This is a genomic window from Inconstantimicrobium porci (genome assembly GCF_009696465.1).
GTDB lineage: Bacteria > Bacillota > Clostridia > Clostridiales > Clostridiaceae > Inconstantimicrobium > Inconstantimicrobium porci.
Window position 1 is genome coordinate 1 of record NZ_VULX01000035.1, and the last position, 22,304, is coordinate 22,304.

The following is a 22,304-nucleotide window of genomic DNA, read 5'->3' on the forward strand; positions in this document are numbered from 1 at the left end:
TTAACTTTTAATGGAGAAAGTTATAGATACCGACAGCAAAAAGAACATCTATTAGGCCTTAATAATAAGTCTGTACAACAGTAGCAATTATAATATCACCCGCAACTGAAAGCAGGTATTATTTTTTTATTCTAAGTGGTACACTTTTTAATTAGCAAGGTGGTACACTTTCTTATTGACAAAAGCACATTCACTACTATTCTCCACTCATTTTCCAAATAGAAATCCTTTGGCTTTGATGTTAGTATTCGTAATATATCTTTAAAATCATCTTTATCCTTATTATGAAATACAGGCGTATCTTCAGTATAAATAACAGGAAATACTTGATTTAAGCTTATCAAAGATATAATATCATATGCAATACATATCCCTGAATTATTATTTCCATAGTAAGCCCACATCGATGGTAAGTCATTTCTATCAGATAATGAAGCTATATATTTATTTTTAAAATAGTCGTCTAGAGGTTCTTTATAATAATCATTTGCTTGTTTGTAAATTTTATCTTTTTCTTCTTTACTTAAGTTTTTCTTAAAATAAGAATAATAAACTTTTTCGTCAATATCATCAGTACCCTCCCATTGACCATTTCTATTGAAATTTAATCTATAAGTAAGTTCAAATGCATCATTTTCATCTTTTGCTTTTTTTACTGGAATTAATCCATTTTTTAAATTGTCAAAAGCATATTCTTCAGATGAAAACTTATATAACCTTTTTCCAAATTCTCCAGATACTATCCTCATCATAAAACTATCATCAGGATCATCAAAGTATTTATCTATATATTCTTCTCTCCATCCCATTAACTAATCTTCCCCTTTTTTAATTGAATTTATTTAAATATATTATTTTAATATATTTAAAATGCAAGTAAGAGTTTCCTCCTTATTTATTTCACCTCATACTCACCTATGCCCACATGTTATCTTTAATTCAAAAATATTTAAATAGATTCAACATAATAAATGCCCTGCTAAGTAGCACAACTATTACTGAAAATAATAATGTATTTACAGAATATAAAAATAGATATAGCTTTTTTGAGATGTTTATACTAGTAATTTCATACTTACTTTCTATACAAATATTCAAAGTAGAAAGTACAGTTAAACACGTAGGTATATTTACAATTAATACATAATAGAGATTTATAGGATCTGATATATTTAAAGTTGTTTTTAACAATGGAGTTATAAATAATAAAACACTCACTAACATTATTTTTTGAAAATAAGTATTAGTATAACTCTTATATTTATAAAAGAGATTTAATAATATAATTGATAAGAACACAGATAATAGGTTATATAGATTATCTATTACATCATAATTTGATGTAACTAAAGAATATAACATTAATATAATGTTAAACCCTATAAAAATAATTAGATGTGCTATAACAATAACTCTTAAAATACAATTTATCTTTTTCATAATTTACCTTTCCATTTTATTTACATATTATTTAATTTATTGTACTATTTTCTTATAGTTATTTCCATATTTAACTGAGAATTTAATTTTATATTCTGTATTACAGCTTTACATGAATTTCCTGCAAACAAAAAAGAAACTCCCAAAAGAGTTTCCCTATACTTTACACCTATATATCAGATTTTACACAATTTTTTTATTAAGATTTATCATGAAATTCACTATATCTTGCAGTTCATCCTTCTTATTCTGCATATCATACATCTTAATATATTTATATACAAGCGTATGATATTCATATTTATTGCTCTTTGAAAGCAGTTCCAGTAACATTATTTTTAATTCATCAATCTTATCATAGTTCTCACTCTTATGATAAATATCAAACATACTGTTTAAGCAGTCGTACTCAACCTTATACTTCTTCTGTGCCAGCTTTATTTTTAGTTGTTCATATTGTTTTGCAACATCATCATGATTATTAAGGTAGTCCCTAAAAGCAACAAGCTGGAAATATTCTTTGTCTTGACTTCCATAGCATAGTATCTGTATAGCTATTTTTTTATTAATTATAGCAACTATCCTAGAACTAATCTTTCAGTGGGCTGAATTTTACAAAGGATATATTGAACTAAGTGCTCTCTATTTCTTAAAAGTTATATCATAACACAACTTTTTATTTCCGTTATTTTTCTATCAGCTTTAAATCTTTTCCATAAAGGAACAATCTTATCATCAACTATTTCTGCTACTGTGAATTTTACATCATCACCCCACTTAGGAAAATTCACAAATATACGTCCCGTTTCAGAAATAGTCACACCTGTAGGCATAGCATCACAAAAAGAAAATACAGATTCTAATCTGCCAAAACACTTTTCACTGGGTAATTTTCTCTTTTTCATATTTCTCCGCTTCACATACTTATTACTCTTATAAATGTATGTTAAAAAAGCTAATGTTATAATACTTTAATTTTTTAATAACTTAATAATTTAATATTTTAATACCTCACTGAACAGTTGTCATATTCCTGTATTATATATGTGGTTAACTTTCTTATGATTCCCTTTGAATTAAGCTTCACCCGTACATTATAATTTTCTTCTTTAGCTGCATTCTCCACATTAAGATTAAGCCTCTTTATATCTTCACCATTTAAATTAGTTAATACATACTGATTGTTTTCCTTAAGCTTTGCCCTTAGAAAAACTTCAGATGAAACACATAAGTCACAGTAATCATCTGTATGTGTCATGTAAAACTTAGTCAAGTCCCTTCTGTTTTCAGAAAGAATCTCCTTAACTTCATTATACACATCCATATCCGTTAGTGGATTTTCACAAGCAGTAATTTCTTCATTATTTTTTTCTTCTATACTTATGTCATCACTTTTTTTAAGATTATCTTCTTTAATACTATCCTCTTCACCTTTATCAGTTTTTGGTGCAATTTTATCATTAACTAATGAAAGGAATTCCTTATAACATTCAGTTTCCTTTTCTTGCTTTGGAATCTTGTTAAGATATTTTCTGCATCCATCATAATCATCCTGCAAATACATTAAAACAGCCTGTCTATATCTATGAGCTGTCCAATATGACTTTCTTAAAAAACAGATAAGTGTGATAGTAGCAAGGACAATCCCCATGTAGATTAAAATTGTCATTGTGGAAAATATGCATATTATAGAGGCTATAAGGAATATAAAAGGAGTTATTCTGGGACTTGTATCAAGATCATGAATCTTCTCAAAGGTTCTTACATGCTCTTCTGTTATAATTTCAACATCACTATATTTATTCTTTTTAGCATTAGCTTTCTTTTTACTTCTGCTATTATTTACTCTCATACCAGTTTTCATAACAATCATCACACTTTCTATGTATAAATAACTTTTTATCCACGCAAACACTCCCTATTTATATATGTATAATAGATGAGAATAATTAATGTATAGTGTAGAATATAGAATTTATAATGTATATTGTATAATGTATAATTTCGGATGAAACTCCCTATCGTGAGTTTCTGCAAACTTATGGGGTGGACAAGCTTTATTTAATAAAAATATTTCTGACTTGAGATGTTCAAGGTGGACAAGCCCCACCTACCAAAATGAAATTACGTTCAGTAATTTCATAGGTGGTTTGGAGGATCTGCCTCCATTTAAGATAAAAACTAGCAGACAAAGTTCTGCTAGTTTTCTCATTAATTATACATTATACAATATAAAATATACATTAAAGTTGTTCACTCCTCTAGTAAAATCTTAACTTTCATATTCATTTATTTCTATAGAGTAACTTATCTTGTATTCTCCGCCTTTTTCTAATCTTATGATTCCTTCTTTTTCACTTATTTCTCCATGGAAATCATCATAGTCAGCATGTCCCATCCATGGCTCTATGCAGACAAACTCAGTATTTCTGTCTAGTGCCCAGATTGAAAGGATATCAAACTGCTCAAAATTTATCTTGATGCTTCTATTATGCTTTCTTGATTTTAAAACTACATAATTTGACTTTAGATTTTCAAGAATCATAGTCCCATCCTTGAAAGTATCCTGACTTAAGTTAATAACATTGCTGTCTTTTAAAAATTCAATTTTTCTGCCTGTAAGGAAATCATCCTTTGTTATTTCCTTCTTTGAAACAGTTTCTTTATGCTCAAATTCGATATAATAATCATCAAGACTGTCCTCTTCGCCATACATAGGGCACTTAAGTGCAGGATGCGCTCCTATTGAAAAGTACATGTCCTTATCATCATTATTCTTTACTTCAAACGTGATAATAATCCTGCTGCCTTCAAGTTTGTATTTTGTACTTAATGCAAACTCAAATGGATAGATGCTCTTTGTTTCTTCATCACTCTTAAGCACAAACTCCATTTCATTAGCAGTTTTATTCTTAAGTATATGCTTTGCATTAGCTGCAAATCCATGCTGAGGCATGAAATATTCTTTGTTATTATATTTATAATGTAAATTCTTAACCTTACCGATGACAGGGAAAAGAGTAGGACAGTAAATCTTCCACCAGAAAGGGATGCCCTTCCATAAATACTCCTGCCCAGATTTCTTGCCTTGTATTGAGTGAATATCTCCACCATGTGTATTCGCCTTAACAATTAAATTCTCATTACTAATTGAAACCTCCATAAAACCTCCTAATTCATACCCATTCAAACTTTTATCACCTATTTACATTTTATTACTTTAACGACCTTTATTCAATCAAAAAGGAGCCTCCCACAAACATTGCGCAGACTCCTCTAAACTTTAGAATTTTATTTCATCTATACAAATACTTTTTTCTCTTTTTATCAACGTATTTACATCTGTTCTTGTTGCTAAAAAAAGTCTCTTTGTCTTATAGTATTTTCTACATTTATTGCAGTAATATTTACTGTCTCTACAGTTGCCCACAAATGCACCCAATAGTGAACATGGTACCTGCAGAAGGAATATGAAATAATTAACAACACCTGCTGTAGGAATTTCTAGCGGTTTCTGATTCTTACTTAGAAATAGCTGATTAACAGTATTCAGCTTATGTATTAAATACTCATCTAATCAAAGTTATATTTTTTAGTGTTTTTCTCAACAAGCTCCTTTGTCCAGGACTTATCTATTTCTATAGTTTTTTCCCTGAATTCTTTTCCTGACTTGCTATCATAAGATTTATTTTTTATAGTCAGTTTCGCCTTCCCACAGTCAGGACAGTATAAAAGCAGCCCTCTGTACTTGGCACTTTTCTTGTCATTGCATATCTTATGTCTGTCAATAAAAGATGTAAGCTTCTTCAAGTCAGCTATCTTTATCTCGCCGTTTTTGATTATCTGGCCAAGATCACCATGAGTTGCACAGAATAACTCTTTAGTCTTGTAGTACTTGTGGCAGTCATCACAGTAATCTGTCTTTTTCCCGCTGTAGCCTATGTAAGAGCCAAAAACAGAACATAAAATCTGTAAAACAAATATGATATAATTTATCACGCCTGATGTAGGGAATGTTCCTACTCGTCCCTGTTTTGTTACAAACTCCTGGTCAACATAATTCATCTTATAGACAAGATAATCAATAAATGAGCAGTCAGTAGGCAGATTTGCATGTCCAGTAACCCCCTGAAGCATATCGTTTGCCTTAAATTCCATATAGTAAAGCGCTATAAATACTGCTATACCTGATGCTATACAAACAAAGCGCCTGATTTTTGTGTCCATTTTATTGCTCTTATTAAGTCCCAGCATCATCTTTTCTGAGACAAACTTTGAAGCAAAATACACTCCGAAAAATAATAAAAGATTCAGATCAAGAACAGACCATCTTAAAATAAAAGTTGATGCGAATTGTATAATGCAGCATAATAAAATCGCTGCTATCCCATAAATTAAATACATTGTTTTCCCCTCATCTTTAAAAATGCACTAAACATCTTAGGAGCGTTCTGTTTATCACTCCTCCAGTTCACGCCTTTAAAAGTATCCTGACAGACTCTCTGTCCAGCCCCTAAACAGTCATAAGACAGACAGCCATTAAAGCCTTTTTCCTTAAGACACTCATGAACTTTACAGGTAAAGTCATTATTTAAATTTATACATGGCTCCCCATCCTTCTTATCACGAGGAAAACCATCACTTTTAAAACAGTAAAGCGCTCTTTAATCCCACATTGGCATACGGCCGTTTTCTGCCCAGTATTCATCTATACTAATTATCTTATCATCTTTAATTTTCATAAAGCTTACAACATTATAAGATAAGTTATCCTCGGATGTATTAATCTTAGTGACCACTACTGAAAGTCCATTCATTTCAACATGACGGACTATTTCTCCATCCCACTCTTCCTTATGGTCACAATTTCGATTTATATATTCTTCTAATGTTATTTCCTTGTTGATATTGTGTATGTTTATTAATGCTTCTTCAGAAAAATACTCTTTTAATTTACTTTTATTACTTGCAATCAAATCGTTCCAAAATGATTTTATGATATCTTTAGCAGCCATAGTTTCCCCTCCATAATTCCTATATATATATATTATGGCAGTAAATACTGTAAATTTAAAGCTACTTTTACAATCATTGCACTTTTTATGATATATCCAGTAATTACTTGTCACAATCTAATCTTTTATTAAAAATAATGGCAAACAATTACGATATTGGTAACGTCTATTGGGGAATACAGGTAAAAGATTACGATTATATTATAATTTTCGAAATTTGATTTTAATTATCACTCTAAAAAAATGTATATTACCTGTTAAAATAGATATATTTGTCTTTTGCCGCTTCTGCTTTAGCCAGTTTCTCAACATGGATTACAGGCATCTTCTCGCCACGATATTCCTCAACATGAATTGTGCCTGTAACTGATATCCACTGCTCTGTCTTATATGCACTAAAGTCATTATACTTACATAAAAAGCCGCATGGCTGAAGGTCTGCAGCACAACATACCATTGCCATTCTTGCTATAACAAATTCACTCTTTGAAAAATCATTAGTTCTTAGGAACTGGCCCTTTAATTTGATTTTCTGACCTTCATAAAAGTTCATATCTCCACAAATTCTAAGATAGCTATTTGCAAACGCCTCGTCACTTACATCCCATGTCACTCCATCTCTGACCATCGGATTGACTGCCTTTTTATCACTCTTTTTCTGCTCAACTTTTTTTGTATCCTGGTTATTTTTACTTATATCACTGCTACTGCTCATACTCAGGCTACTATCAACACTTGCCTGACCTTCTGAATCATAAACTTTATATGGAACAACGCATACTAAAATTATAGGAATCAGCAGAATGACATAATCCTTTATAAAAATAGTATGCTTTTTCCTCTTGAGATCAGGTATGGTAAATATAACGATAAGGATAAGGATTACAGCACTTATAATGGCTACAATATTCATTCTTGGATTAACGTAGTTCTGTAGCTTTTTACTTGCTACTGCATATATCATAAAAAATGATAATATGCTCATGACAGCTATCTTAATTAATTTTTCTACATTAACATATTCCTTCATATAACCACTCCTAAATCCAGATTAAGAACCAGCCAAAGGCTACAAATGATACTGCTAAAATAATAAGTACAAGTCTTAGAATAAATGACTCTTTAAATGTTCCGCTCATCATAAATAAGTTTTTAATATCAACCATTGGTCCCATTACAATGAAGCACAGTACTGGCACTATTGAAAACACTGATGTAAATCCTCTGCCAATAAAAGCATTGGAATTTGCACATACAGACATGAAAAATGACAAGCCCATCATTATCAATAGCTGGACAAATAAATTAGATTTTACTCCCACAAATGCACTTCTTGAAACGACTATCTGTAAAATCGATGAAACAACTGCTCCAAAAATAATATATTTTGCTGAATAAAAAAACTCATCTGCTGTATGCTTAAATACACTTTCTATTTTTCCCAGAGTACCTTTGTAATTTATTTTCTGAATACCATAACCATTGCAGCTGTTGATTGTCATATCATTTAGCACTACTTTTTCATCCTTGATAAGTGCATTAAGGATAACCCCTGTAATAACTGCAATAAGCATAGCAAAAAATATTCTGCAGACAACAATTCCAGGTCTTTCAGGAAAAGCATAGTATGTGGACAACATGACTATAGGATTAACAGCAGGTGCTGCAAGCAGAAATGTAACTGCTTTAGGTACCGATACACCTTTTCTTATAAGCCTTCTTGTAATTATCATCATGCCACAGTCACATATTGGCACTGCCATTCCTAAAATACAGGCAAAGAAATAGCCACTAGCACCTTTTTTATTAAAGAGCTTTACCATCTTCTCATCTGGAATAAAGAACTGCATAACTGATGATATTACTGATCCTATAAGGATAAATGGCATTGATTCAATAAGTATGCTTAAAAATATTGTGGTGAACCTCTCAACCTTGCCAATATCCTTGTAGCCATTGTCTGCAAGAAGAGTAAGATACAAAATTACAATCCAGAACAATATGCAGCCAAGAACTATTGATATAAATTTATCTGTACCTGCTAAATCTTTACCACCAAGCACATCCTTAAAATAATCATCTTTATCTTCTTCATCATCAATAATCCTGCACTTTTTATTAAGCACTCTGATAGAGCTGCTGACGCTTTTAAGAGTTTCCTCTTCCATATTGTTATAATTATTGATATAAACCATGTCACAGTTCTCAAGCTGTCCACCAATAATTTCATACATGTTATTTGTGTACATAGTAAATGTATCAGGGCAGACAGTACCTATGATTTTATCAACATTAAATTCACTCTTAAACTTTATATTAAGCACATCCTCAATGTTCCACATGCCGTTATATTCTATAAAAATATAAGAAGGAGAAAACTCCCTTTGAATATTTTTAAAATATTTATAATTCAAATTTTCATTTTCAATTTCTCTTACAATAATATTCTCATTTGATAAAGTATCAATTTCCTCAATTCCTTCTTCTCCAGTAAGGATAACTATTTTATCTTCAGTGTCCTTAAATTCTTTTTTAATTATGTTATTGATTAAAGTGGTTTTACCCCACTCTAAAAATCCGGTTACGATTTCTATCTCAGTCCTCGTTATACTCACCATCCTATATACTAAATTAGATTCGGCAGTGCAAATGCAAGTTATTTGCATTATACAAGTATAATATGTTTTTACTAAATTGTCAAAATTTATAATGCGGTCAAAAAAATAGTAGCCCCGACTCGCAATTGGAAGCTACTATTTTTATTAAAAATAAACATCAATATTAAATAAATATTTTTACTAGTGAAATTATTATTCCTGAGAATATAGCTGTTATTGGAATTGTTAAAACCCAAGCCCAAACTATTTGTTTTGCTACTCCCCATTTTACACTTTTAAGTCTTTTAGATGCTCCAACACCCATTATACTTGTTGTTATTATATGTGTTGTACTTACTGGGGCATGAAATAATGTTGCACATAATATTACAAGTGCTGCTCCAGTCTGGGCTACAAAACCATTAACAGGAGTCAATTTTGCCATTCCACTACCCATAGTTTTAATTATTTTCTTACCACCTATAGACGTTCCAAGAGCCATTGATAAAGCACAAAGGCCAATTACCCACATAGGTACTTCAAAACTGCCTATTAATCCACCACTTAATAGTGCCATAGTTATTATTCCCATAGATTTTTGAGCATCATTTGCTCCATGATTAAGTGCCATAAATGCACCTGCCAGTATCTGTAACTTTAAAAACACCTTATTTATAACTGATCTCTTATGTGATTTTAAGATGCAATTTAATATTAACATCAATATATATCCAACTATAAATCCTATTAAAGGCGAAAGAATTAACCATAAAACTACACTGTGAAAAAAATTATACCAATTAACAACGTTAACATTCATGTTATAAGCTATTCCTGCTCCAATAAGCGCTCCTATTAATGCATGTGATGAACTGCTTGGTATTCCATAATACCATGTCAATAAGTTCCACATTATACATGCAATTAATACACACATTATTACCCATTGAGGTATTGCTGTATGACTAACTATGTTATCCCCTACAGTTTTAGCAACTGCAGTTCCCATAAAAGCACCAGTAAAATTACATATACAGCATATTATTATAGCCTGTCTAGGTGTTAAGGCCCTTGTTGTTATTGAAGTAGCAACAGCTGTAGCTGTATCATGGAATCCATTTATGAAGTCAAATACTACTGCAAAAATAACTATTAGTACAATTATTATTAAGGAACTATGCATTTTTAATTACAACTCTTTCTACTATATTTGCTACCTGTTCACAGTTATCTATTACATTTTCTAATATCTGATATATTTCCTTCCACACCATAATTTTTATAGGATTTTCTTCGCACTTAAATAAGTTTTGCACTGTCTTTCTAAATATCTTATCAGCTTCACTTTCCATATTACTTATGTTAATTATTTTTTCATTTATATTTTTTGACCCACACCCATGTATTTGCAATTCATTGATTAATGATACAAGTTCTTGAGTAATCTGTACTAATATATTACATCCACATTTTAATTCATCTGTGCTTTCTCTTACATCAAACATTATAAATCTGTGAGCAAGAGAATTTGTTAAATCTAATATATTGTCCATTTCTTTGACGATTTCATATATATCTTCTCTTTCAATAGGTGTTATAAATGCATCATTTAGTTCTTTAATTACAGTACGAACTAATTCATCTCCTTTATTCTCTAACTCCGAAATCTTTTTTATCCATTTCTCTGTGGTATCTATGCATTTTAAGTTACTTTCTAATTCTACAGCCGCTTCATTAACAACTTCGGCTGATTCTAGTAACAAGCTAAAAAACTTATCTTGTTTTTTATTATTAAACATTAATTCATCCCCCATATTATTGTAAAAAGTCTTAGCCATTATTTCCCTTATAATTATATTGCTTTTATTACATTTTTAAAATATTTTTTAATCAAAACTTACAAATTAACATGGATTTAACGTAAACGGTAAATAATGCGTACCTGTACAAAAAAATAAAGCTGCCAGCGATGGCAGCTTTTATCGGTTAGTTTTTCTACATTCTTGTGGCAGTTTATCTGACCATGGTAGAAGATCATCTAAAAATTCTAGATTTTAATAGCTTTTTTCTGCTCTATAGCCAATCCCTCCATTAACCATTTAAATTGTTGAGATGAAATAGATTTTACTTCAGATTCATTTCTCGGCCATTGAAACTTTCCAGTTTCAAGCCGCTTGTATAGAAGTAGGAATCCATCACCTTCCCATAAAAGACCAAGAATCAATAGGGGCGGGAAGTTGTACAAATTTTGTATTGCTCTGAATTTTAGTATCTTTTATAGTATCAAATACAGTATTTCTTACTTTGCGTTGCCAATAATAAAATGACTTGCTGCTAATATTATTTTTACTACACCAAGCCGTAACGGTTTTACCGCTACTTCGGCATTCCTTTATGATAGCTGTCCATTTCATTAAACGCATTTCATGAGTACTTTTATCCATAATATAAGTTCCTCCAAAAAACTAGTTTAGCCACTTTGAAAAACTATTAGTTTTTTAAAGCTTACGCTAATTATCTCAAAAAAACTAAAGTTATTCGAGGTACCTGCTATTTACCGTTTACTTATTTACCGTTTACCTTAATACCATAATTTCTACTAAACTTGGAGTTGTTATTGATCCTGAAGATGATAAAAAGAATGACTCTGGAAATGTTGCATAACAGTCAAAACCACCTGCATAGCAGGTGGTCTTATGTTTCACATTCGCTCAACAGACTAAAATCCATAACAAAAATAGACATTTTTATTTCAACATATCTATTTAACTCTCAATATTAACAATACTATAATTTATTATGAAAAATACATTTTCATTTTTACTTCAGCAGTATTCCTACCTTCCTTTATAGCTGCTTCATACCATTCTTTTGCTATCTCCTTATCTTTTTCAACGAAAATACCCTTATAATATATATCTCCCATTATTTCTTTATATTCTGTATTATTTTTTGAAAGTTCTTTACATATTTCTAAGTACCTTTTTTGAGCTATATTATCACCTTTTCTTCCTGCCATTTCAAAATATTTAACTGCTTTATCTTCTGAGCCCTGTTTTTCTTCTGCAATAGCTTTTATCACCAAATATTCACTGTTATTCATGTCCTTATATTTATTGAGCATATTATTCATTTCAATAATTTTTTCCAGACATTCTTTATCTTTATTTTTTATTCCTTCATAAAATATATGGCATGCTTCAGGTAAATCATCCTTGTTTAAAGATTTTATAGCTTTTTCATAAATAGTTTCATTAGAATCAAATTTATCTTGAATTACTTTTCTCACTATATTTTCAATTATGCCTGTAAATTCTGCGATATATTCCTTATTAGAAATCTTCTCAATTATCTGTTTGTTTTGCTCAATAATAACTTCATTTTCATTTTCAATTGACTCTATTCTTTTTTCCATATTTGCTATACAATTTTCATTAAAAATTTGAGACATATTTTCCTTAAACTTAACAGATTCTTTTTCAAAAAACTCTGAAAATCCTTCAAAAATAGTTGTTTGTATATTTAATGAATATGTAATAATTTCATTCGATTCCTGCATTGCATTTTTAATTTTATCTACCATATTTTTTATATTTTCATCTGCTAATTTCAGATTATTTTTATTGATTTCTTCATTAATCGATTCATATTCTTTAGAAATAATTTTTAACTTTTCAGAAATAGATTTTGCATTCTCAAAAAACAACTCTATTGATTCATTCGCTTTATTTATTCTTTCAGTTTGATAATTACGCCAATCTTCAAATTTATCAAATAAATCTTTGAACCTATTTTCTTGTTTTTCAAATTTTTCTTCTAATATTTTAATATTTTCTTCATTTATTAAATTTGATTTAGAAGCAGTTTCCATTTTGTTATTTATTGAGTATACAGCATCACCTAATCTTTCAATAGAATTTTTTGCTTCTTCTATTGAGCTTATTGTATCTTCAAATTTTTTTATGGCAGTATCTAATACTATATCCATAAGTCCTCTCCTTTTTCCTGCTTTAATAATTCTGTAATTTCATCAATAGTTACAATATTATCTTTAATACTTTCTATCTTTTTATCCATATACATATTTAATATTCTGCTAAACTTTTCATTTAATTCATCTGCATTTTTCATCCTAGCAATCACTTCAAAAACACTAAAACCTACATTATTAAAATTCTTTTGTATCTCTTCATAAGAACTATCATCATAAATAAGAGCTTTTAATGCATTTTCATAATCTCTACCTTGAAAACTACATTTTGCTGCAAGTTTATATTCTCCTATATCCATAAGTTCTAATGCAGCTTCTATATGCCTTCCTTTTTTATTGTTTAAAAGAGCATTACATCTTTTTATAGCAATTTTGGTTTTATCATATAATCCTTTTACATTTTTATATGAATCTATAGCCATTTCATATTGTCCCAATTTTTCGAGATTTATTCCTTTTTGATAATGTTCATCTTTAGTAGACACACTTTCTAGTTCCAATTTTTTAAGATCAAATTTATCAATCCAAATAAAATTTTCATTAAAATATTCAATAAAATTATTTGGCAGATCATCTTCAATAAAATATATGTTATCTCTGGCTCTTGTAATAAATACATATAGAAGATTAAAGTAATACATATATTCTATATTATTAATTTTGTCTTCAGATTTAATTATATAGTCCAGTTTTTCTTTATAAGAAGATAATATATTTACTCCAATAATATATTTATTTTCACATCCCTTGTATTCTCCAACGGTATATATTGCAGACATATTATATTTATTTTCCAACTTTTTCTTTATCTTCTCATTTGAAACAAGAATATCAACATAAATACGCTCATTGTTTATATCACTTAATCTTTCTTTTGATACTAAATTTCCTTGAATCATAAAAATTTTTCCTGAATATTTTCTAATAGATGTTTCATTATAATCATAGTCTTTATCATATCCAATTTTCTTTATCTTTAGTTCTTTAAGTTTATTTGCAAAATTTACTATATTTTGAGCTGATCTATAATTTGTTTCCATTATTTCAGCTCTAAAATTGCTCAATCCATTAAGACTTTTATATAATGATTCTATTCTCTGTGTTTTAAAAAATGTTGGATTTATGGTTTGATTATAATCTCCTGAAAACATAATATTTTCAATTCTATTTACAGTATTAAATAAGTAATATGTCTGTATTTCTGTAAGATCCTGAACTTCATCACATATTATATAATCATACTTTAATTCTGTATTATTTTTTAATGCTAAACGTATAATATCATTTTCATCTTTTTTATTTCTATCCTTAAGCATTTTTTCATATAAACATGCAATATGATAAATATTGTTTCGTGTTTCAATATCAAATAAAGAATATTGCTTATTAACTTTAAGATACATTTCAAGAGGCAGCATATTAATTTCTGCTATTTTTTGATTAAGCTTATTATATATTTCCTTAAGAAACTGTTGAGATATATTACGAAAATGATTATTTATACTAAGCTTGGAATTTATCTCTGCTAAATTGCTTCCTTGTATAGTAATTATTTCATTACTTACATCAATATAATTTTTCTCTTGTAAATATTCTTTTAATTCATTATTCATATCTTTTTGTTTTATAGTAATATTTATCCAGTTTAAAGGTACTAATCCTTTTATTATTCCTCTTATTTCGCGCCATACATCTTTAGGATGTAAATTTTTATATTTTCTTAAAATACTGCATGACCATTCTTCAAACTCTTCATATTTTAAATAATCACTAATTTTAGTTCTATGCAGTATATGTTCATTTACAATGTTAAATTCTATAAATTCTATTGAATTTTCGTCTTTAATATTTTTAAAAATATCTTCAACATCCTTTTTTAGATGTTCAGAATATGTAAAATATCCTACTTTAATATTATTTTTCCTAAGTTTCTCTGCCTTATATATTGAAACTGTTGTTTTTCCACTTCCAGCACTTCCAAATAAAAACAAAGGCTGTATTTTATTATCTTCTACTATCATATATTGATGATCATTAAGATAATAACGGACTCTTTTGACATCATCACCTTGAGCTATTTTTTCCATTTCTTCTATTGATAAAATCGATGTTATTTCTGTATTATAATCATAATTATATGTATATCCTCTATAATTCACATAATTCTCAAATTCATCTTCTTTTTCATCAAATTGTTCATCTTTAGTTATTTTTTTAGAATTCACTTTTTGTATATTTCTTCCTGTAAATATTTGATCATCATGTCTACAGAATTCCAAAAATATAACAGATTCTGATGATGAAGCTCTATTTGAAATATATCTTTCAAAAGTAAAAAGAATTCTATCTTTCCTATTCACTCTAAATTTATATACTTTTTTAATATGACAATTACCTTTAATCTCACGTATGTACCATCCAGTACCCATATTAAATATGTTGCAGTTATTTTGTACATACTCATCAGAAAATCTTTTTATATCTTTTCCTATTATTGCAATTTCTTCTTTAGGTATGCTTTTTTGAAAATTTTCAGCAAATAAAAATTTTGTTTTCATATTATTATTCTTCTATCTTAAAGCTTAATATCTATATTTTGTTGAACTTCTTTCAATTTATCTATATATGAATTAAGTTCATTAATTAAATTTTCTGCTTCATTTAAGGTAAAATCAAACTGTCCCAATATTGCAATACTTGAATTTATGCATTCATCTTTATATGAATCTGAAATGCTTCTTAAATTATCAATCATTTTATCAGCTATAGAATTTTTCAATATATCTTTAATATTATCAATTCTCCTGTTTATATCATCATTCAGTATTTTCTTTTCCTGATCATTTTTCTTAAATGTTTTCATTATTCCAAATACAGCTCCTCCTGCAATGCCTGCAATAAGAAGTGGTGGGAAAAAAGTACCAATTGCATTTCCTATTGTTATGTATGCTGCTCCTGGCCCTAGCCACGCTGCATACCCTGCAAGTCCAAAACTAACTGCTGTTCCTGTTACAGCTCCTCCTGCACTGCTCTCTTTTATCTCCTGACTAGAATTATTACTTTCTTTTTTAAAAATTCCATCCTCAAATTTTTCAATAGAAATACTATTTTTAAGAGCTTGTTTTTTTTCATTCATAAGTTTTTCATTATATTCTGTCCATTGCCTATAAATTTCCTTGCTTATTTCTTTATATTTATTTTGTATAAGATTATTTATATATTCATCAGAAAAATATTTTTTTAATATTGAATTGTCCACCTTCCCATAAAGCATCTTTGATTTTTCATTTTGAAAAAATTCAAAATCAATCCATTGTAGTATTATCTTATAACAAGAATCTTTTATATCTTTATTAAATTTCTCTATTGAATCAATTTCTTTTTGAATTCCTTGGATTATTTTTTCTACTCTCATAAATGCATAACTGCTTGCACTAATTTCTTGAGAAAGCTGTACTGATGCCGATTTATATACAGAATTAACTTGTACATTTTCACTATTTCTCTCTATATTATTTAAAAGATATGTATTGAAAAGTTCAAAACGTGACATACTAATTTTTTCATTATTATTTTCAATCCTGCCTTCAAAAGCCATCTTTGCACTTACTGCAAATACTTCCTTAAACATATAGCCCATTTCATCTCTTACATAGTCTTCTAATTGTTCTGGTTCTCCATCAACTTCATCAATTCTATTTACAACACAAAGAATGGGCTTTCCATAATCCATTATATTATTTATTGCATCTGTGACATCACTCTGTCCTAAATGATTTCCATTCATTACCCACACAATAACATCACAATTAGCAATATAATTTTTAGTCCTATTTTCATTTTCAGAAGTCACAGTATTAAGTCCTGGCGTATCTACAATTGTTATTTCCTTAACCTTTTCAATAGGAGTATATATACATATTTTATCTATTTCATTAAAAAATTTTTGATCATTTCTTTTTTCATCAAGAATTGCATTAAGATTTTTTATATCTGAATATTTTTCTTTTGAATTATCCTTTCTTTCAATAACTGCATATTCCTTTTGAGAATATTTTACTTCAAGGATTGCTGCTGTAGCTTCAACAACATTCATATAAGAAATTTCCACTCCTAAAAGTGCATTGAGTAAAGTTGATTTTCCTGCTTTCACCTCACCCATAAGAACTACTTTTAATGGATTACTTAATGAATCTATACACCCACAAATTATGCTGTCTATTTTTGATAATTTTGAAATTTCTTCTGCAAAAAATTTTCTTCTGCTTTCTGTATTTAATAGACTTCCTCTAAGAGGTGATTTCTTTAATAATTCTGATATTTCATTTAAATCCTCTTTTACCATAAACTATACCTCATTTCATAAAAGATCTTTCAATTTTAAAGCTTCCTGCTCTTTAAATATATCTATTTCAAATTCATTAATTTTTTCAAAATATTCATCAATTTCTGATAAAGGCATAACAAGTTGTTCAAATGATTTTCTTAATTTTTCTTCACATATCTTTTTATTGTTACTTGCCTCTTCTCTAAATTTTTTCATTATTTGATTTGATATTATTTCACATTGTTCAGAAATTGTAATATTAAGTTTATTTATTATACTTGCTTTTTGAAAAAAGAATTTAAGTTTTCCCCATAAGTTTCCAAGTACAGATATAAGGTCATCTTCTTGTGATGGAGTAAATATTTTTATATCATTAAGCCCTGCAAGATTCATTGTACTTTTAACATCTACTGCAACATTTACACGGATAATATCATTTATGTATTTATATTCACTTATATAAGCTTCCTTATGCCAATTTTCAAAAGTTCTCTTTGCTTCTTTTCCTTTAATGCTTAATAATGAATTAATCCTTGAAGTAAGTTCATTTGTATCATAAATTTTATTTTTTATAAATTCTATACCTTTTCCTTCCGATAACTCTCCTACATAAATATTAACTCTTGATTTTACTCCTTTCAAATAACTATTAAACATTTTATTTAATTCAACATCTATACTTTCATTAAACTTCCTAATATTTTCATCATAAAATTGCATTTTTTCATCATATACTCTTTTCAAATTACCTATTTTTTTTCTATTATCATCAATAATATTTTTTGTTCTTATAAGAATCTCTCGAGACTTTTGATCTTTTGCATTATTTTTTATTTCATCAGCTTTTAATATAAATATATTTTTTATAGCTTCTTGAAGTTTTTTAATGTTGCTCTTTTCAATTTTTTCATTATCTTTTTCACCTGTTACACCTTCAAAAGCAAGTTTTGCTGACACAGGAATAATATTAATGAAACTATTCCCAAACAATTTATTTGCTTCATCTATTACTTTGTTTTTTCCTTCTTCTCCTTTATCTTTTTCTATTAAATCAATTCGATTTATAATTCCTATAATATTTTCTCTTATTCCTCCTACATTATTAAGTAATTCTTCCAATTCATCAATTTTATTACTTGTATTTGAATTACTTAATGTTTGTCCATCTAATAACCATAATACTCCATCAGCTTTATAGTAATAATCTTTAATACTTCCTATCTGTTTAGTATCGTTTAAATATTGTGCAAGACCTGGTGTATCAACAAGAAGACATTGTTCAAGGAGCCAATTAGTTTTTACTGGCCAATGAACTTCTGCTATATTAGATGTATATAAATTATCTCTAGTAATTTTTTCAAGCATTTCATCACGTTTTTCTTTTGTATCTAATTTAACAAGAATTTTATTCTTAAGATTATTTATTTTTTTCTTTGATTCTTTTGTTCTATCTTCTTCTTCCTTTACAAGTGCTTTTGCCATTTCAGTTTTCATTTTTTTTACCTGTCCATCTTTATAAACTACAACAGCTTCATTTGTCCCATCATCAGGATAATACACATCAATTTTCCATGTAGTTGGAAGAAAATTTGTTTCTGCTGCTTCCTCACCAATAAGAGCATTTATTAGAGTTGATTTTCCAACCTTACCATTACCAACTATAAAAAGCATAAATTTATCATTAACTTTATCATATGAATTAGCAAAACTTCCTCTTATTTCTTTTAACTTAATTTCAAAATTTCTAGAAATTTCTCCCTTATTTTTTAAGTTTAACTGTTTCATATATCTATCTACAATTTCAGCTTTTTCCTTAAGCTCTTCTTTAGCCTTTGTTAATTCTATTCGCTTGCTTTGCAATATAAATTTTCCAAAAAGCTCACTCATTTCTTCTGATAATTTATCAGCTGATGAGTTCTCTAACAAACACTTCATAACATATTACTCCTGCTATTAGTATACATATTAAAATTGTAGAATATTTAAAAACACCAACCCATATTTTCATTCTTCTTGCAAGATCATTATAAGATATGTTCATTTGAGTTATAGCTTCAGTAATATTATTCATATCACTTATCGCTTTTCTAACTATTATAGTAAGGTCATCATAATTTGATTTAACTTCTTGAATATCTTTGTTATATTGATTTGAAATAAAATTAATATTATTTGCTAATTTATTTTCATTCTCATTTATAGAATTTTTAACACTATAAAGTTCATTGTTAATTGTTTTAATAGAATTTAATATATCAGTATAATATTCTTCATTTTTATCATTCTCAATAAATTCAATAATTGTATCAGAACAGCTTTTAATTTTTTCCATAACTTCATTAGTTATTTTGTTAGTAAAATTGTTTACATCTTTTATTATTTCAGAAGATAAAACATCTTTCTGTTTTATAATAGCTTCGGACATTTCATTTATTAATATTTGCCTTTGCTGCTCATTAAAACTAGCCACATCATTTTTGTATTTAGTAAAAATTTCACCATTTGTTTTTTTTACATCAGAAAAAAATTGAGAATTTTGCTTGTTAACTATATTTAATGTTGTTTGTGCAATAGCATTACTTGATTTCACGTTCTTTAATATGTTATCTAAATTTTTATTATTCTCATCAAACTTTTTTGTACTTGTATCAGCTTCCTTTATAACTCCATAAAATTTCTCAAAAATTTTTTCATACTCTTTTTTATTTTTTTCTGCAATTTCTTCTATTTCATTTTCTCTTTTTTCTATAGATTTATTGAAAGCAGCTATAATCTGTAACAACTGTTTATTATTATTTACAGCAATGTCACTTAAATCCTTTTTGCCGGTTTTAATTAAATCTTTCATATTATCTACACTAGCTATTAATTGTGTATTATTTTTCTCATATTCTTGATTTACTTGTAATATCTTATCAAGACAAACATTGCCACATATTTCTATTGTTAAATCCTTTATAAAATCTTTAAATTCATTTTTTAATTCAGTATTGCTCATATATCCTCCGTTTCTTATCCTATTACCTTATTTGCTATATCTATCTAAACAATTAATAATTGACTATAACATCTATTTATCCTATATCACATATTTTTATTGAAACTTAATAATAATTAAAATTTCAATTATATATGCAAATTTTATATGACTATATAATTAATTTCTACATATATTTATATTATATATAACAATTGTATATAATTATTATATATAGGTCAATAACCCCAAAATTAGTATATATACCAACAAATTAATCAATATGTATTTCCTTTAATTAAAAATCTATATTAAAATGAATGAGTTAAAATGGACTCTCAGCATATGCCCTCAACTCCATAACTTATATTCCAAGATATTCAGCCATCTATCATTATTCACTCATATAGAGGTCCATTTTTTGTGTTTGTAACTCCCTCCACACTTTCGTGTTCTATTCACACAAAGGATTGAAATAATTCTAATAATTCTGACTAGCTATTCTGTTCCACGCTTCAACTCTAGAATTCTTTTCTTCGTTGATTCAAGTCATAATTATTTCATTTAATCATAACTCGCTTTGCTCAGACAAAGGAAACCTTTTAGCTAACGCTAAAAGCCAATTATATGATGAAGCTGCCGCTTCATTCTCTCCAATTTTAAATAAATCTTTAACTTTTCTCTTTTAATTTATCTGTTCTTATATTTTAATCATCTTCTATAAGCTTATTTTTAGTAATTTTTAATTATTGATTATTACTATAAATATATACATTGTATACGTATTTTTAAAAGGACATGTAATATAATTGATAATTCTTTTATGATTGCTACTAATACTACTATTGATACTTAAATTATTCCTTTGGGCACCTTATCCATCACCCACAAAAAGAACAGGTTATTACCGCTGTTTCCTAAGTCCACATATTGTCTTCCTGCAAGTGTTCTGAAGCCAAATGTAGACAAAAGAAACAGAAGGATTAAACTAGTCCTTTTTCGGGTACCCGATGGGGTGCAGTCTTAACATTGTAGAAATAGATGCATATGAATATGCATGTAATAAAATATGTTTCACTATGGAATACTTAGAAAAGTTAATGTTCTGTTTTTCCGTTCTATAGTAAAATCATAATTTTGTGAATAAATGTGGCAATGCTTGTTTTACTACGTAATTGCGCTTCCAATGCATACATTTCCAGCAGCATTACTCCGTATAACAAGCATTTAAAACCATAGTTCTGTGGTTAATTCTAATCACACTTCGTGTAGGCGGGGCGGGGGCTTGGACTTGCTAATAAAATCAGCAGTTCCATCTTGGACTGGCAGATACGGTCCACATCCGAGCATAATGCCCTTACTCCGACAAGTCATCCCTCAGCCTCTAACGGGTATTCCTCTGTGGTCGGCAGTAGGTCTGACATTGCTCCGTAAGGACTGTTTATGCTCTATTATGTGGACTCGTGCCTGCATGTCCAAGACCGCCCCCAACTTTTAAAGCTTCTAATCTTTATTTAATAAATCCTAAAAGGAAAACTTAACACTTGAGATTACGGTGCAAGGCCTGCGGCAGCAAGGAATTATTTTTTTAATTGGATCTTGCACATTTATTATTACTTGTTCTAACCTAACACTTCCTGAAACATTGTAATTCAACTCCTGAAAATGTCAAAGGAAAGTGAATTGTACAAGCGAAATGCTTGCACACCTTTGACATTTTCATCCGTTTCATTCTTTATGTGATAGGAAGTTTAAGGGTAATTGTGCCTGCGGCTTGTTCTTTAGTTTTGTATCTAATTTTTAATGTGGCAGTTATTCATAGTCTTCTGCAGAACAAAAGTGGCTACGCCACGCTCCCTTCGGGAGATAAATTAAAATTACGCATCAAAACCAGCACTACAGATACTCTGTAATGCTGGTTTTCTGATTGTTAATCTAATTAATATGTATAAGTTTT

General features: G+C 28.5%; 19 protein-coding genes and 1 pseudogene. All 20 read right to left on the bottom strand.

The window, feature by feature from the left end:
• Window positions 1–131: 131 nt before the first annotated feature.
• Window positions 132–809 (bottom strand): DUF2971 domain-containing protein, encoded by a 678-nt coding sequence (locus FYJ33_RS14625; protein WP_154532514.1) that lies wholly within the window; start codon window positions 807–809, stop codon window positions 132–134.
• Between the two features lie 814 nt (window positions 810–1,623).
• Window positions 1,624–1,830, bottom strand: a complete 207-nt coding sequence (locus FYJ33_RS16520) for a hypothetical protein (RefSeq protein ID WP_235900872.1) — start codon at window positions 1,828–1,830, stop codon at window positions 1,624–1,626.
• A 42-nt stretch (window positions 1,831–1,872) separates the two neighbouring features.
• Window positions 1,873–2,034 (bottom strand): annotated as a pseudogene (locus FYJ33_RS17065) (GrpB family protein); the annotation flags it as partial.
• 62 nt (window positions 2,035–2,096) lie between these two features.
• On the bottom strand, window positions 2,097–2,345 hold the full coding sequence (locus tag FYJ33_RS14635; RefSeq protein ID WP_206046716.1) for a hypothetical protein: 249 nt from the start codon (window positions 2,343–2,345) through the stop codon (window positions 2,097–2,099).
• A gap of 98 nt (window positions 2,346–2,443) precedes the next feature.
• A complete protein-coding gene (locus FYJ33_RS14640; protein WP_154532516.1) occupies window positions 2,444–3,304 on the bottom strand; it encodes a hypothetical protein in 861 nt (286 codons plus the stop codon).
• A 408-nt stretch (window positions 3,305–3,712) separates the two neighbouring features.
• Complete coding sequence (locus tag FYJ33_RS14645; protein WP_154532518.1) at window positions 3,713–4,603, bottom strand: aldose 1-epimerase family protein; 891 nt, start codon at window positions 4,601–4,603, stop codon at window positions 3,713–3,715.
• 120 nt (window positions 4,604–4,723) lie between these two features.
• Complete coding sequence (locus tag FYJ33_RS14650; protein WP_154532520.1) at window positions 4,724–4,870, bottom strand: hypothetical protein; 147 nt, start codon at window positions 4,868–4,870, stop codon at window positions 4,724–4,726.
• 143 nt (window positions 4,871–5,013) lie between these two features.
• A complete protein-coding gene (locus tag FYJ33_RS14655; RefSeq protein ID WP_154532522.1) occupies window positions 5,014–5,844 on the bottom strand; it encodes a hypothetical protein in 831 nt (276 codons plus the stop codon).
• Between the two features lie 260 nt (window positions 5,845–6,104).
• The gene (locus FYJ33_RS14660; RefSeq protein ID WP_154532524.1) at window positions 6,105–6,455 is read right to left on the bottom strand and encodes a nuclear transport factor 2 family protein; all 351 of its coding nucleotides are present in this window, start codon (window positions 6,453–6,455) and stop codon (window positions 6,105–6,107) included.
• Between the two features lie 250 nt (window positions 6,456–6,705).
• Window positions 6,706–7,485 carry a TIGR03943 family putative permease subunit gene (locus FYJ33_RS14665; RefSeq protein WP_154532526.1) on the bottom strand — a complete coding sequence of 260 codons (780 nt, stop codon included), beginning with the start codon at window positions 7,483–7,485 and terminating at the stop codon, window positions 6,706–6,708.
• A 10-nt stretch (window positions 7,486–7,495) separates the two neighbouring features.
• Window positions 7,496–9,073: a permease gene (locus tag FYJ33_RS14670; RefSeq protein ID WP_206046717.1), complete on the bottom strand. Its 1,578-nt coding sequence runs from the start codon at window positions 9,071–9,073 to the stop codon at window positions 7,496–7,498.
• A gap of 163 nt (window positions 9,074–9,236) precedes the next feature.
• The gene (locus FYJ33_RS14675; protein WP_154532530.1) at window positions 9,237–10,235 is read right to left on the bottom strand and encodes an inorganic phosphate transporter; all 999 of its coding nucleotides are present in this window, start codon (window positions 10,233–10,235) and stop codon (window positions 9,237–9,239) included.
• On the bottom strand, window positions 10,228–10,851 hold the full coding sequence (locus tag FYJ33_RS14680) for a DUF47 domain-containing protein (protein ID WP_154532532.1): 624 nt from the start codon (window positions 10,849–10,851) through the stop codon (window positions 10,228–10,230). Before FYJ33_RS14680 ends, FYJ33_RS14675 begins: the two co-directional genes overlap by 8 nt.
• A 248-nt stretch (window positions 10,852–11,099) precedes the next feature.
• On the bottom strand, window positions 11,100–11,297 hold the full coding sequence (tnpB, locus tag FYJ33_RS17070) for an IS66 family insertion sequence element accessory protein TnpB (RefSeq protein ID WP_154532534.1): 198 nt from the start codon (window positions 11,295–11,297) through the stop codon (window positions 11,100–11,102).
• Window positions 11,248–11,496, bottom strand: a complete 249-nt coding sequence (gene tnpA / locus FYJ33_RS17075; RefSeq protein ID WP_154532536.1) for an IS66 family insertion sequence element accessory protein TnpA — start codon at window positions 11,494–11,496, stop codon at window positions 11,248–11,250. Before tnpA ends, tnpB begins: the two co-directional genes overlap by 50 nt.
• Before the next feature lie 353 nt (window positions 11,497–11,849).
• Window positions 11,850–13,040 (bottom strand): SEL1-like repeat protein, encoded by a 1,191-nt coding sequence (locus tag FYJ33_RS14695; protein WP_154532538.1) that lies wholly within the window; start codon window positions 13,038–13,040, stop codon window positions 11,850–11,852.
• On the bottom strand, window positions 13,031–15,601 hold the full coding sequence (locus tag FYJ33_RS14700) for an AAA family ATPase (RefSeq protein ID WP_154532540.1): 2,571 nt from the start codon (window positions 15,599–15,601) through the stop codon (window positions 13,031–13,033). Before FYJ33_RS14700 ends, FYJ33_RS14695 begins: the two co-directional genes overlap by 10 nt.
• Before the next feature lie 17 nt (window positions 15,602–15,618).
• Window positions 15,619–17,388, bottom strand: coding sequence for a dynamin family protein (locus FYJ33_RS14705; RefSeq protein WP_154532542.1), 1,770 nt, complete (start codon window positions 17,386–17,388; stop codon window positions 15,619–15,621).
• 15 nt (window positions 17,389–17,403) lie between these two features.
• Complete coding sequence (locus FYJ33_RS14710) at window positions 17,404–19,305, bottom strand: dynamin family protein (protein WP_154532544.1); 1,902 nt, start codon at window positions 19,303–19,305, stop codon at window positions 17,404–17,406.
• Window positions 19,274–20,368 carry a hypothetical protein gene (locus FYJ33_RS14715; protein WP_154532546.1) on the bottom strand — a complete coding sequence of 365 codons (1,095 nt, stop codon included), beginning with the start codon at window positions 20,366–20,368 and terminating at the stop codon, window positions 19,274–19,276. Before FYJ33_RS14715 ends, FYJ33_RS14710 begins: the two co-directional genes overlap by 32 nt.
• Window positions 20,369–22,304: the final 1,936 nt, after the last annotated feature.